The 12491-nt window shown below is 40.5% G+C and carries 14 protein-coding genes; 6 read left to right on the top strand and 8 right to left on the bottom strand.

Annotated features, from left to right (window positions below; translation table 11 throughout):
* Window positions 1-106: 106 nt before the first annotated feature.
* A complete protein-coding gene (locus JK635_RS09340) occupies window positions 107-466 on the bottom strand; it encodes a DUF1360 domain-containing protein (RefSeq protein ID WP_202653690.1) in 360 nt (119 codons plus the stop codon).
* A 205-nt stretch (window positions 467-671) separates the two neighbouring features.
* On the opposite strand from JK635_RS09340, the gene JK635_RS09335 reads away from it, so the two are divergent.
* Window positions 672-1196, top strand: a complete 525-nt coding sequence (locus tag JK635_RS09335; RefSeq protein ID WP_202653689.1) for a CotY/CotZ family spore coat protein — start codon at window positions 672-674, stop codon at window positions 1194-1196.
* A gap of 38 nt (window positions 1197-1234) precedes the next feature.
* Here JK635_RS09335 and JK635_RS09330 read toward each other — a convergent pair whose 3' ends face one another.
* The 3 genes from JK635_RS09330 to JK635_RS09320 all read right to left on the bottom strand — a co-directional run bounded on the left by JK635_RS09330 (window position 1235) and on the right by JK635_RS09320 (window position 4626).
* Complete coding sequence (locus tag JK635_RS09330; RefSeq protein WP_202653688.1) at window positions 1235-1744, bottom strand: CotO family spore coat protein; 510 nt, start codon at window positions 1742-1744, stop codon at window positions 1235-1237.
* A 107-nt stretch (window positions 1745-1851) separates the two neighbouring features.
* Window positions 1852-2622: an enoyl-ACP reductase FabI gene (fabI, locus tag JK635_RS09325; protein ID WP_202653687.1), complete on the bottom strand. Its 771-nt coding sequence runs from the start codon at window positions 2620-2622 to the stop codon at window positions 1852-1854.
* Window positions 2623-2754: 132 nt separating this feature from the next.
* Window positions 2755-4626, bottom strand: coding sequence for a monovalent cation:proton antiporter family protein (locus JK635_RS09320; protein ID WP_202653686.1), 1872 nt, complete (start codon window positions 4624-4626; stop codon window positions 2755-2757).
* A gap of 58 nt (window positions 4627-4684) precedes the next feature.
* Here JK635_RS09320 and prpE point away from each other — a divergent pair, with 58 nt between their 5' ends.
* Window positions 4685-5425 carry a bis(5'-nucleosyl)-tetraphosphatase PrpE gene (gene prpE / locus JK635_RS09315; protein WP_202653685.1) on the top strand — a complete coding sequence of 247 codons (741 nt, stop codon included), beginning with the start codon at window positions 4685-4687 and terminating at the stop codon, window positions 5423-5425.
* 15 nt (window positions 5426-5440) lie between these two features.
* Here prpE and JK635_RS09310 read toward each other — a convergent pair whose 3' ends face one another.
* From JK635_RS09310 to yjbM, 3 genes are read right to left on the bottom strand one after another with little or no spacing between them, the layout of a single operon-like run.
* Window positions 5441-6346, bottom strand: a complete 906-nt coding sequence (locus tag JK635_RS09310; RefSeq protein WP_202653684.1) for an RluA family pseudouridine synthase — start codon at window positions 6344-6346, stop codon at window positions 5441-5443.
* A gap of 21 nt (window positions 6347-6367) precedes the next feature.
* Window positions 6368-7162: an NAD kinase gene (locus JK635_RS09305; RefSeq protein WP_202653683.1), complete on the bottom strand. Its 795-nt coding sequence runs from the start codon at window positions 7160-7162 to the stop codon at window positions 6368-6370.
* A gap of 33 nt (window positions 7163-7195) precedes the next feature.
* Complete coding sequence (gene yjbM, locus JK635_RS09300; RefSeq protein ID WP_235888046.1) at window positions 7196-7834, bottom strand: GTP diphosphokinase; 639 nt, start codon at window positions 7832-7834, stop codon at window positions 7196-7198.
* A gap of 259 nt (window positions 7835-8093) precedes the next feature.
* Between yjbM and JK635_RS09295 the strand changes: the two genes are divergently transcribed.
* The 4 genes from JK635_RS09295 to JK635_RS28365 all read left to right on the top strand — a co-directional run bounded on the left by JK635_RS09295 (window position 8094) and on the right by JK635_RS28365 (window position 10573).
* Window positions 8094-8678 (top strand): CYTH domain-containing protein, encoded by a 585-nt coding sequence (locus JK635_RS09295; RefSeq protein WP_202653682.1) that lies wholly within the window; start codon window positions 8094-8096, stop codon window positions 8676-8678.
* 140 nt (window positions 8679-8818) lie between these two features.
* The gene (locus tag JK635_RS09290; RefSeq protein WP_202653681.1) at window positions 8819-9232 is read left to right on the top strand and encodes a globin domain-containing protein; all 414 of its coding nucleotides are present in this window, start codon (window positions 8819-8821) and stop codon (window positions 9230-9232) included.
* Entirely contained in the window at window positions 9210-10094 is an 885-nt protein-coding gene (locus tag JK635_RS09285) for a ClpXP adapter SpxH family protein (protein ID WP_438803826.1), read from the top strand. The genes JK635_RS09290 and JK635_RS09285 overlap by 23 nt, the downstream gene beginning before the upstream one ends.
* A gap of 329 nt (window positions 10095-10423) precedes the next feature.
* A complete protein-coding gene (locus JK635_RS28365; protein ID WP_498043864.1) occupies window positions 10424-10573 on the top strand; it encodes a hypothetical protein in 150 nt (49 codons plus the stop codon).
* A 40-nt stretch (window positions 10574-10613) separates the two neighbouring features.
* Here JK635_RS28365 and pepF read toward each other — a convergent pair whose 3' ends face one another.
* Window positions 10614-12434 (bottom strand): oligoendopeptidase F, encoded by a 1821-nt coding sequence (pepF, locus tag JK635_RS09280; protein ID WP_202653680.1) that lies wholly within the window; start codon window positions 12432-12434, stop codon window positions 10614-10616.
* Window positions 12435-12491: the final 57 nt, after the last annotated feature.

Here is a 12491-nt window from a genome sequence, read left to right as displayed (position 1 = left end):
TTTACGCCTGTCTGTTTCCTTTTCATTACCCTTCTCTCCTTTTTTGACAGTTCCTTTTCTCTTGTTAGATTATGAAAAATCGCTGGTGATGGATAAGGCATCCTCCTTAATTCTCCATAAAATATTGAAGAATTGTTTCTAAAATAGAAGCCATGGCCGCTACGGCCAGAATCACAAAAATTGGCCAGGAGTATCCCGGAAATAGAAAATATGAGCCAACAACGATAACTGCCGTCCAGATCCCAGTACACCAGTAGCAGCTAAGTAGTTCCCCAAAAAAACGTTTTGGCCCCGAAAGCTTAGGAATATAATAAATTTCCCTTTCTCCGGCCGCATTTTCCTCCTCCACTTCATCGAAAAAGGGATGGCGGATAAACTCTGTAATCTTATCAAATACCAGCAACCTTGTTAGTCTAAAACTGGCCAAAGATAAAATCATTAACTGAAAAAACGATACGTTTTCCATTAAAGATATCCTTCCTTTCACCAAAGAGACATGCTGCTCCACTAAAAAAATCGGCCAAGCTATGCGGAAAACTCGAACTCTGCCCACACCACCGTTAGGAAAACCGCCTAATTTTGCTAAATAAGGCAATTGTCCGTAACCCAAAGTGCGGTCATGAAATATGTTAGTAATGTAAGATATATTACGGATTAAGGAGGAAAAATAAATGGGTTGTGGAAAATCTCACCACGAATTTAGCAGTGGAAACTGTGTTTGCCAAGTAGTCCGGGCAATTAATGATCTCCAACAAGCCGTTGCTGCTGAAGAATGTCAGCCATGTACCAGCTGTTTTAACGAGCCGCTGGGTTCGCTTGTATCGCCTACTTCAACCACTGTAGATACACGGGTGTTTGTATTAAAAACAGCAGACGGAACGCCGTTTAATGCATTCTTTTTTGAAAACAACAATCCTACATGCGTATCAATCTACTTCCGCGTAGAAGATGTTTTTGATAACTGCTGTGCCACACTTCGGGTGTTAGCACCTGGAAAAACTGACGCTCACGGGAACTTTCACCCAGTAAATCTCGTTTCTACTTCCGGTAAAGGGGAAAGCGGCTGCTGCATTAATCTTGGAGCAGTATGTGATGTAACAGCCTTCCAAGCTACAAACGACTGTGTGACCGTAGACTTAAACTGCTTCTGCGCCATCCAATGCATCGCTGATGTCGACTTGGGAATTTGTCACTAATGAAATGGCCAGCCGGGAAATCCGCTGGCCATTTCATTTTATTTTTTTAACCCAATCATGATGATATTTTTGAGTTGATCAAGGGGGATCGTTTTTGTCGATTTATTGTGAAATTGTATCGTTATCTCGTTGTCGACAAAACCAGCAAGATATCCTTGGTAATTTTCAGTTGTGGTGTAAAATACACATGGAATTGGTGGGAGCACTTTCGGGATATTGAGTAAGTAATCAATCCTTTCTTTTACATCCATTTCATTAAATGGCTTTACCCTTTTTAAATGGGAAACAACTTTTTCGTTTGGCAGAGAACCGTCCGGAACCTGATTCTGTTTCTGATCCGTTTGTTCAATCTCTATTGGTATTGGCTCGCGGAAGATCCCTGTTTTTAACTCTTTGCTTTCTTTCCCCTGAACTGCCGCTTCCCCCTCGACAAACTCTTCTATTTCCCGCTTACTTGTATATATCTCCTGATTGTTTGGACTAAACGGTGTTCTGGTAAAAGTCTGATTGATATAAAGTAATGGGCCTTTTGTTCTCTTTTTTGCCATCTGCATCACCTCCAATTGCGTCTGCCTACACTCTATATGTATGCAAATTGCCTAATCACGTTAATGGATATATGCCACAAAAAGCAAAAGGGGACAGCTCTTTACCATTATAAAATATGGTATCCGGAATCGACATGAATATTTTCCCCGGTAATTCCGCGGGACATGTCACTAAACAGAAATACGGCGGTATCACCGACCTCTTCAGGGGTTGTTGTTCTTCTAAGCGGGGCATTTTCTTCAATTTCTTTTAAAATAGTATTGAATTCACCAATTACCTTGGCAGATAAAGTTCTAATCGGTCCGGCAGAGATAGAGTTCACACGAATCCCATCTTTGCCAAGATCAGCTGCCAAATAGCGGACACTGGCATCAAGTGACGCTTTCGCCACACCCATTACATTATAATTCTTAATAGCACGTTCACCGCCAAGATAAGTCAAGGTTACGATGCTGCCCCCCTCTGTCATTAACCCCCTTGCTTCTTTAGCAACTGCTGTCAATGAATAGGAACTGATATTATGAGCAAGCAGGAAACCATCTCTGGTCGTATTCAGATACTCGCCTTTCAGTTCTTCTGTTTTGGCAAAGGCAATGCAATGGGCGACACCGTGGATCGTTCCAACTGCTTCTTTAATTTGAGCGAAACAAGTTGTGATGTCTTCATCACTCGTTACATCACATGGGAGAACAAGGGTTCCTTCAGCCCCCAAAGAATCAGCTAACTCACGGACGCTCGACTCCAGCCGCTCGCCAGCATATGTAAAAACAAGACGGGCTCCAGCATTGTGCAAAGAGCGGGCAATCCCCCAAGCAATGCTGCGTTTATTGGCTACTCCCATGACAACGAATGTTTTTCCAGCTAAAGAAAAGTTCATAGTGAAAAATCCTCCTAGGTTATCAACTGATATTAGTACTTGGTACTAATTCTACACCAATTATTAAAAAATGAAAAGTGCAGGGTTTAGAAGCTGTCTTGTTTTGCAAAAGATCGAGCAGGAACAATGGCTTTAATAAAAGCTTCTGGAAGATTCGCTAAATTCCAATTCTCGCTTCAGTTCATCAACATATTCTTTTGAACCGGTAACAATTAAGCGGTCATACAGCTGCAACTCGGTATCGCCATGCGGTACAAGCGAATCCTTGCCGCGAAAGATTCGGACAATGATCACATCTCCGGTAAATGGAAATCTTCGTAATGACATTCCGTCAAATTGTTTATTCTTCATCACAATTTCATAAAGTCCGGTTTCTTGGTTTGTTAGTATATTCATCACATTGGGCGACTCAATTAGAGCCCTGAGCAATACTTTTGTAGACATAAACGAGGAAAACACCTCAACATGATGTTCACGTAATGACTGATCCAATTCAGGGCTTTCAATTCGAACAATCACTCGCGGGACTCCTTTTTCCTTTGCTGAAATAGCAAGCTTCGCGTTGAGTTCTTCATCACCAGTTGAAATGACAACGATCTCTGCCTGAAAGACCTCCGTGTTTTCAAGCGAATCCAAAGAATAATCCGGGATTTCCTCGATTTCAAACAGAGAACTTGAAGTTGGCATTTCTACCTTCTCCATTTTTTGGTGATAGAGAATCGGTTCATACAAGCCCGATTTTAATTCTCTCGATACAGGTAGTGTAACCTGATTTGCACCTAAAAAGGCAACTGGTATTTTTTTCTTTGCCAGCACCTCTTTTGGAAATAGCTTTTTAAAAACGATCGGCGTGAAGATGGAGGAAATCACTGCCACCAGAATCAATGTTCCTTTCATTTGTTCCGTGATAGCTCCTATCCGTTCGCCAATAGTCGCCGCCGCTATTACTAACGACAATGTCGATGTTAATAAAAAGGCAGAGGAAATGACTGTTTTTGTATCATACCAAATTTTTAAGAAATATACTGGAATTAGCTTAGAAAGTAATAAACTGATAAGTAAAAGCGGAATTAACTGCAACAATTTTTTTTCACTAAATAAGGACCAAATATCAAGTTCCACTCCTACCATTACGAAAAAAATTGGTATTAAAAAGCCATAGCCAAATGAATCGAGTTTATGGACAAGCTCTTGATTGGGTGATAACAGGGAAACAAGAACACCGGCCAAGAAGGCACCTAAAATATTTTCTGCCCCAACCGATTCGGACAATCCCACTAAAACAATGATTAAGGTAAACACCGCCCGTGTACCAATTTGCACAGTACCGGTTGACAGCGTCTCGATGAAGGTTCGGTTTTTAAAGCGTTTACCGACAAAATACAGCACAATCCCCGCTGCAAACAAAATTAACAAAAGCCATGTGTTTTCATGCTTTGGTTCATTTAACGAAACGAAAACAGTTAATAAAATCATTGTCACCAGATCGGCAATCACCGCAACCAGGAGAATAATCTGCCCGATAACTGTCTTCATTAAGTGTGCTTCTTTTAAGGTCGGCACCACCACACCCAATGAGATCGTCGAAATAATTAATGTCATTAAGAAGGCATTATCAATAAAGCCTGCCAAGACAAACAAATAGGATAAGCCAAGGGATAATACAAATATCCCGGAAAAGATAATCGAAGAAACAGCAAATGAATTCGGTTCTGTTTTACCATTTGGCAGAACATCTCGTTTTTTTCTGCCTGCGAAGGCCGAAAAATCAATTTCGAGACCGCTTAAAAACATCAGAAATATTAAGCCGAGTGTTGATAAAGTAGAAAGCCAGATATCCTCATGGACAATATTGATGCCGCTTTTACCAATAATTAAACCCATGATAATTTCCGCTACAACAACGGGAATGAAATTTAATTTCAAGCGATGTAAAATAATTGGTGTTAAAAAAGCCATTGTGACGACAATAAGCAATGAAATGATGGAAACTTGCTGTTCCATAGATCCTCCTCCTTCAGAATGATAAAAAGAGTATGATGAGAAAAAAGGTGGTTATGACATGAAAATTGATATTATCGGCGATATTCACGGCTGTTTTCAGGAATTCAAAGAACTTACCCATCGCCTTGGTTACGAATGGGAACAAGGCATCCCTCTTCATCCGAACAATAGAATGTTAGGCTTTGTAGGTGATTTAACGGACCGCGGACCGGAATCCCTACAAGTAATCGACGTGGTTTGGCAGCTTGTTATGGAACAGAAAAGGGGCATATATACACCGGGAAATCACTGCAATAAGCTCTATCGTTTTTTCCTTGGCAACAAGGTGCAGATTACCCATGGATTGGAAACAACAGTCGCAGAATATGACTCATTAACTAAACAGGAGCAGCAGTCCATTCGTAAACAATTTATCCAATTGTATGAAAACGCCCCGCTTTATGCAATCCTTGATCAGCAAAAGCTGGTTATTGCACACGCCGGAATTAAACAGGAGTATATCGGAAAACATCATGCCAGGGTTAAGCAGTTTGTCCTGTATGGAGACATTACCGGAGAAAAACATCCTGACGGCTCACCAGTCAGAAGGGATTGGGCGAAAAACTATCAGGGAAAAGCTGTTATTGTCTATGGGCATACCCCGGTGAATGAACCAAGGGTAATCAACAACACGTATAATATTGATACTGGTGCCGTTTTTGGCGGTAAATTGACGGCTTTAAGATATCCGGAAATGGAACTAATTTCTGTTTCTTCTACTATGCCATACATTGCAGAAAAATTTAAACAATTTGATTGAAAAAATAGAGGCTGACTAGATTTCTTCAGCCTCTAAACACCCCGTCATATCAGAAGGAAGCGGAGCCGAGAAGGTCATTCTCTCCCGTCTGAAGGGATGTGTAAATGTGATTTTTTTACAATGAAGTGCCTGTCTTTTGATTCCAGCGGAAACCGGGCCGCCATATAAATCATCGCCAATGAGCGGATGCCCGAGATAAGCCAAGTGCACTCGAATCTGATGGGTGCGGCCGGTCTCAAGCTTTAGTTCAACACGGGTAAAAGAACGATATCTCCTGATTACCTGGTAATGGGTACAGGCATATTGCCCATCTTCACGAACTTCCCGTTCAATAATGCTCTCTTCTTTTCGGCCAATCGGTGCGATAATCGTTCCGCTGTCACTAACAAACAAACCGTTAGCAATGGCCTCATACGCCCTTTTCAGCTGTCCTTTTCGCTGCATTAAACTAAATAAATGATGAACATGACGATGCTTTGCCACTAAGACTATTCCTGATGTATTGCGGTCTAGCCGTGTAACGATATGTGGAGCAGCGCGAAGGCCTTGTTGTTCATAATAACCAACGATGGCATTTGCCAGGCTTCCTGTGGGATGCTCCCTTGAAGGGATCGTATTCATTTCTGGCCGTTTATTCACGATCAGGAGAAATTCATCCTCGTATAAAATGTCAAGCGGCAGATCCTCTCCTTTCGCCCCTTCACTTGGAGCTTCAGGGGGAAAAATGACGGTTAATTCGTCACCTTTTTGGAGCTTGTATCTGACATTTACCGTTTCCCCATTAACAAGGATACTGCCGCCTTTAAATTTAATATCAGTCAGAGCCGTCCGGGAAATTTCTTCATTTTTTAAGAATTCTTTGATCAAGAGGCCCGCGCCGTTTTCTTCCATTACCCACTTTAGTTGAAACTGTGATGTCATTCTATTGCCTCCTAAGCAGCCTTAATCAGAAATAAAGGAATCATGCACCCTTTTCCAGAACGGGAACGGGCGGAAGCGGGCAAAGCGAATTTTTTCTTCCGGGACTCTAAATTGAATTGATTTCACGTCTTTATGCAACAGCGTCAAATGGTCAATCGTTACTTGGAAATCGGAGCGGTTGACGGGTTTGAGCATGCATGTATGATGCGCCGGTAAAATCAGCGGCGAGCCCACTGTTCTAAATACCCTATTATTAATCGAGGCCATTTCAGCGACTTGAATTGCGGCAATCGACGGATGAATAATGGCTCCTCCAAGTGCTTTATTATAGGCTGTACTGCCGGAAGGTGTAGACACACAAAGTCCGTCACCCCGGAACCTTTCAAAATGCTGACCGCGGATTTCAACATCCATAACAAGCGTACTATCGATACTTTTTACAGTGGATTCATTTAAGGCCAAATACCTCGCTTCTTTGCCGGCATGAGAGTAGCGGATAATGACCTCAAGCAGAGGATATTCAACCACTTGAAAAGGCGTTTTTGCAATCGCAATAACGAGTTTTTCGATTTCGTCAGGGGTCCAATCGGCATAGAAACCAAGATGACCCGTATGAATCCCAACGAAAGCTGTTTTACTTAACCGGCTGCTGTAGCGGTGAAAGGCATACAACAGCGTACCATCACCGCCAATCGAAATAACGATATCCGGTTGGTCCTCATCGTATGTAAGATCAAAGTCAAGTAAATATGTCCTTATTTTGTGCATCAATGTATTAGATTTTTGATCCCCTTTTGACGTAATTGCAAATTTCATTGTCAGATTCTCCTCATATGAAAAAACTTTCAACTAGCTTTTCTCTTGTTGTTGCATTTCTTTCTTTCTGGTAAAAAAGGCCTGAGCTTCTTTAATTTCTCCGCGGATTAACGACATTTCCTCATCAAGACGGAAAGCTGCCTCGGCCGCACGCTGAAGCCGCATTTGAATATCGGTAGGAAAATCACCTTTATACTTATAGTTAAGTGAATGTTCAATCGTTGCCCAGAAATTCATCGCCAGCGTTCTAATTTGAATTTCACAAAGAATTTTCTTTTCTCCACGAATAGTTTGGACAGGATACTGTATAACCACATGATAAGAGCGATAACCGCTTGTTTTTTTATGAGAAATATAATCCCTTTCTTCGATAATTTCAAAATCATTGCGATTTCTTAATAAATTCACAACAAGATAGATATCTTCAACAAACTGACACATAATTCGAAGCCCGGCAATATCCTGCATTTCCTCTTCTAATTTATCCAGTGAGATTCCTTTTTGATTTGCCTTATCAAGAATGCTGGCAATTGGTTTAACTCTTCCCGTTACAAATTCAATTGGTGAATGATCCGAGTCGAGCTCAAATTGCCCTCTCATTCCCCTAAATTTTACTTTCAGTTCATCCACTGCTTGTTTATAAGGGGCTAAAAATTGTTCCCAATGCTCCATTGAATCCACCTCGATGTCTATCATTTAAAGATTTCTTCTACTTTTTTCACCATTTCTTTCCCAGCATGACTAATACCTTTCATATTAGAAACTTCTAATTGAAGCATTGTTTCGGTTATACTGGCATGTAGGACAGGTACTCTTTGTCATCCTCTTCCCTCCAACATTGAACATGTTTATTTTAGCATAATTCCACCAATTCCCCCAAGATTTGCAGCCAGGCAAGGGGGAAAACTTTTGTGAAAGGAATGGATCAATCGTGACGCAAAATCTTGAAATTGAATTTAAAAATATGTTAACAAAACAAGAATATGAAAAATTGCTACAAACATTCCAAGTTGATAAAGGGCAGATTTTCTCCCAGGAAAATCATTACTTTGATACCCCGGAGTTTGCCTTAAAAAACATGGGCTCAGCATTGCGAATCCGCCAAAAAAATAATCAGTTTGAAATGACATTAAAACAGCCAGCGCCAATTGGTCTTCTTGAAACCAATCAAACGTTAACAAAAGAGGAAGCTTCAAAAGCAATCCAATTTGGGCTGCTGCCCTTGGGAGATATTAAGAAAATGATTGAAGAGATGGGAATAGCTTTTTCACAATTACATTACTTTGGCTCAACTATAACGAAACGCGTCGAACTGAAGTATGAAATTGGGCTGCTCGTTCTTGACCACAGCTTTTATCTGGGTAAAGAAGATTACGAACTGGAATATGAGGTGGAAGACCATTCAAAAGGGGAAGAGATGTTTCAAAAAATCCTCCAGGAATTTAAAATTCCGAAACGCAAATCGGAAAACAAAATCCACCGCTTTTATCAGGAAAAGCTGGCTCAAAACAAATAAATCATACTTTTTTCTTTTCTAAACGATCGCTTTTTACTCATTAATATCTTGATTATAGGCCTTTCTAGGCAATTAATTTGTGATATGAAAAAGGCATTGCTACAATAAAACTTAGAACGAATCAAAAAGGAGTTGTCAACGTGTTCAAAGATAATCCAACACCATTCGAGAGTCTAGGCGAAAAAAATCTTCATCGACTAGTAGATACTTTTTATGGTCTTGTTGCACAACATCCTGATCTCGCTCCGATATTTCCAAAGGATTTATCCGAAACCGCAAGGAAGCAGAAGCAGTTTTTAACACAGTATTTAGGCGGGCCCCCTTTATATACAGAAGAACACGGTCATCCAATGCTGCGCGCAAGACATATGCCGCACCCTGTAACACCAACAAGGGCAAAGGCCTGGCTGTCTTGCATGAATCAAGCGATGGACAAAGTTGGAATAACAGGAACTCTTCGGGATGATCTTTATTCCCGCCTTTATTTTACTGCCCAACATATGATTAACACCCCAGATGCGGGTGAGGAAAATGATGGTGACACTCGTGAATAACACATGGTATCCTGACTCGAAGAAGAATTGTTACAGCCACGATAAAAAGCCGATCGAAGTATACATGTTTATTGACCCGCTCTGTCCGGAGTGCTGGGGGTTAGAGCCGATTATTAAAAAGCTGCGAATTGAATATGGACGTTACTTTTCCATTAAGCATGTTCTTAGTGGACGATTGGCAACTTTAAACCTAAGCAGCAAAAAGAATTATGAACATATGGCCAGGGTATGGGAAAAAACGGCAAGCAGGTCGGGAATGTCTTGTGATGGCAGTCTATGGCATGAAAACCCAATTGATGCCCCATATAATGTTTCCCTTGCTATTAAGGCGGCTGAACTTCAGGGCAGACGCGTTGGTATAAAATTTCTGCGTAAGCTGCAGGAAGTTTTATTTTTAGAGAAACAAAACATTTCGGATATAAAAGTACTTGAGGAATGTGCCAAAAGTGTCGGATTGGATGTAAAAGAATTCATACATGATATGCATTCGGAAAGTGCCGCGAAGGCTTTCCAATGTGACTTACAAATAACAACCGAAATGGATGTTACTGAAATACCCACACTCGTGTTTTTTAATGAGAATGTTGAGGACGAAGGAATTAAGATTACCGGTTCCTACCCTTATGAAGTATACGTTCAGATCCTAGAGGAAATGCTTTTAGAAAAACCAGAAAAAGATTTACCACCGCCTTTGGAAACATTTTTAAAGATTTTTAAATTTGTTGCTTCAAAGGAGATTGCTATTGTTTATAATCTACCGATTACCCAAATTGAAAGAGAAATGAAAAAACTGCTGCTTAAACAAGTAGTGGAACAAATCCCTGCAAAATATGGTACGTTTTGGCGCTATATTGAAGATTAATCAAATGTCGGTTACAAAACTGACATTTTTTTTAGGTAAAAAAAATACCTTGCAGTTGTTATCCTGCAAGGCATTTTTTTATAAATACGAACAAAGGGGATGGGAGAAATTTTTCACGGTCAAACAAAGGGGTATATGTTTGTTGGTGATCAACTTCACATGTTTACTATAACACGATGACAAGCTTAGAACAATAAGTATGTGCCATGTTTCACATAATTGTCAAAAAGTCATAATTTCACGAGATGGACAATAGACATGATAATAAACAGTTATAAAATCATTTAAAAGGTGGCATTTCAGCCTTGAAGAAGGTACCTTATGTTATCATGATTCTATTTTTTGTTATTGCCTTTTTTCTTCACCTGCTGGCTCTGTTGAAAGTTTTCTCTTTGGTTATCAGTGTCCCCCTGTTATTTCTATCGATATTCATATTAATCATGTCCCTGAACAACAGTAAACGATTTAGGGGGTTTTAACGAAGGGGCCGGGATAATAGCTCACACCCGGCCCTTTGGTTTATTTCTCTGTTAATAACTGTTCCAGCTCAGCAAGTTTTTCTTCAAACACCTGAAGGGCATCTTGGATTGGAGCTGCACTGGTCATATCGACTCCGGCTTTCTTCAAGACTTCAATCGGATAATCGGAGCTTCCGGCACTTAAGAAATTGATATACCGTTTCACCGCCGATTCGCCTTCTTCTAAAATTTGCTTGCTTAAGGCTGTCGCCGCGCTAAATCCAGTAGCATATTGGTAGACATAATAATTGTAATAAAAATGCGGAATTCTCGCCCATTCAAGTCCGATTTCCTCATCAATCACAATCTCGTCCCCAAAATACTTTTTATTTAAATCATAGTAGATTTCTGTTAAAGCATCGGCTGTTAACGCTTCGTTATTCTGTGCTTTTTGATGAATTAAATGCTCAAATTCAGCAAACATTGTTTGGCGGAAGACAGTGCCACGGAAACCTTCTAAATAATGGTTTAACAGATAAATCCGCTTTCCGTCATCCTCCATCGTTTTTAATAAAAAATCATTAAGCAATGCCTCGTTACATGTAGAAGCGACTTCAGCAACGAAGATCGAATAATTTCCATACGGATATGGCTGCGATTTCCTTGTATAGTAGCTATGAACTGAGTGGCCGAATTCATGAGCTAAGGTGAACAAATTATTGACGTTATCCTGCCAGTTCAACAAAATATATGGATTGGTTCCATATGCACCTGAAGAATAGGCACCGCTTCGCTTCCCTTTATTTTCATGGACATCGACCCAGCGGTTTTCAAACCCCTCTTTCAGCACCTTGGCATAATCCTCGCCTAACGGCGCCAAACCTTTAAGAACAATATCCTTTGCCTCGTCATACGTAATCTCCATTTTTACATCTTTTACTAACGGTGTATATAAATCGTACATATGAAGCTCGTTTATTCCTAATACTTTTTTACGCAGCTTTACATAGCGATGCAATAAAGAGAGATTTTTATTCACCGTATTGACTAGGTTATCATAGACACTTTCGGGAATATTATTGGCCGAAAGCGCTGCATGTCTTGCTGACTGATATTTTCTTACGCGGGCATTGAAATTATTCTTTTTCACATTGCCGCTTAATGTACTGGCAAATGTGTTTTTGAAATCACCATACGTCTTGTAAACCGCTTTAAACGCATCATGCCTTACCCGGCGGTCGCTGCTTTCCAGAAAGCGTATATAGCGGCCGTGGGTGACTTCTACTTCTTCACCGTTCTCATCTTTAATGGAAGGGAATTGTAGATCGGCATTATTCAATGTCCCAAATGTATTGCTTGAGGCATCCATCACTTCTCCTGCTTCAGCTAATAGCGCTTCCTGCTCGGCACTTAGCACATGAGGCCGCTGCAGATTAATTTCCTCAATGGCATGCTCATATAGTTTTAACTCCTGTTTTTCATTCAAAAAGCCTTTTAATTTGTCCTCGTCAATCGAAAGAATCTCCGGAACAATAAAGGCCAGCGCACTGCCAACCTGGGAATAGAGATTTTTCATCCGATCATCCAATCCTTGATAAAAGGAGTTAGTCGTATCCTGATCATATCGCATATGTGAATATGTATATAGCTTGCCGATTCTTTCAAGCAATTGATCCTCAACCTGAAGGGCTTTGTAAAGTGTATCGGCACTTTCAGCTAATTTGCCCTCAAAGTCTTTAATTGACGGAATGAGACCCTTTACTGCTTGGTATTCTTTCTCCCATTCCTCGTCGCTTGCAAAAATGTCCTCCAATCTCCATGTCTCTTCAACAGGAAGTTCATTTCTTGACGGCAGTGATTTTACATTAGATTCATTGGCCATCGTTCATCCTCCATTCAAAAATAATTCGGAATTCGAAATGTATTCCAATTACATATA

It is taken from the genome of Neobacillus paridis (assembly GCF_016765675.1).
GTDB lineage: Bacteria > Bacillota > Bacilli > Bacillales > Cytobacillaceae > Neobacillus > Neobacillus paridis.
Note: the sequence above shows the minus strand (reverse complement) of the source record. Positions and strands in the feature narration are given on the sequence as shown.

Excerpts from the sequence above, each read along its gene's own strand:
- JK635_RS09320 (WP_202653686.1), bottom strand. The coding sequence starts at position 4,626 with ATGGAACAGCAAGTTTCCATCATTTCATTGCTTATTGTCGTCACAATG.
- pepF (WP_202653680.1), bottom strand. The coding sequence starts at position 12,434 with ATGGCCAATGAATCTAATGTAAAATCACTGCCGTCAAGAAATGAACTT.
- JK635_RS09330 (WP_202653688.1), bottom strand. The coding sequence starts at position 1,744 with ATGGCAAAAAAGAGAACAAAAGGCCCATTACTTTATATCAATCAGACT.
- JK635_RS28365 (WP_498043864.1), top strand. The coding sequence starts at position 10,424 with ATGATTCTATTTTTTGTTATTGCCTTTTTTCTTCACCTGCTGGCTCTG.
- yjbM (WP_235888046.1), bottom strand. The coding sequence starts at position 7,834 with ATGGAGCATTGGGAACAATTTTTAGCCCCTTATAAACAAGCAGTGGAT.
- JK635_RS09310 (WP_202653684.1), bottom strand. The coding sequence starts at position 6,346 with ATGACATCACAGTTTCAACTAAAGTGGGTAATGGAAGAAAACGGCGCG.
- JK635_RS09335 (WP_202653689.1), top strand. The coding sequence starts at position 672 with ATGGGTTGTGGAAAATCTCACCACGAATTTAGCAGTGGAAACTGTGTT.
- fabI (WP_202653687.1), bottom strand. The coding sequence starts at position 2,622 with ATGAACTTTTCTTTAGCTGGAAAAACATTCGTTGTCATGGGAGTAGCC.
- JK635_RS09305 (WP_202653683.1), bottom strand. The coding sequence starts at position 7,162 with ATGAAATTTGCAATTACGTCAAAAGGGGATCAAAAATCTAATACATTG.
- JK635_RS09340 (WP_202653690.1), bottom strand. The coding sequence starts at position 466 with ATGGAAAACGTATCGTTTTTTCAGTTAATGATTTTATCTTTGGCCAGT.
- JK635_RS09285 (WP_438803826.1), top strand. The coding sequence starts at position 9,210 with ATGATGGTGACACTCGTGAATAACACATGGTATCCTGACTCGAAGAAG.
- prpE (WP_202653685.1), top strand. The coding sequence starts at position 4,685 with ATGAAAATTGATATTATCGGCGATATTCACGGCTGTTTTCAGGAATTC.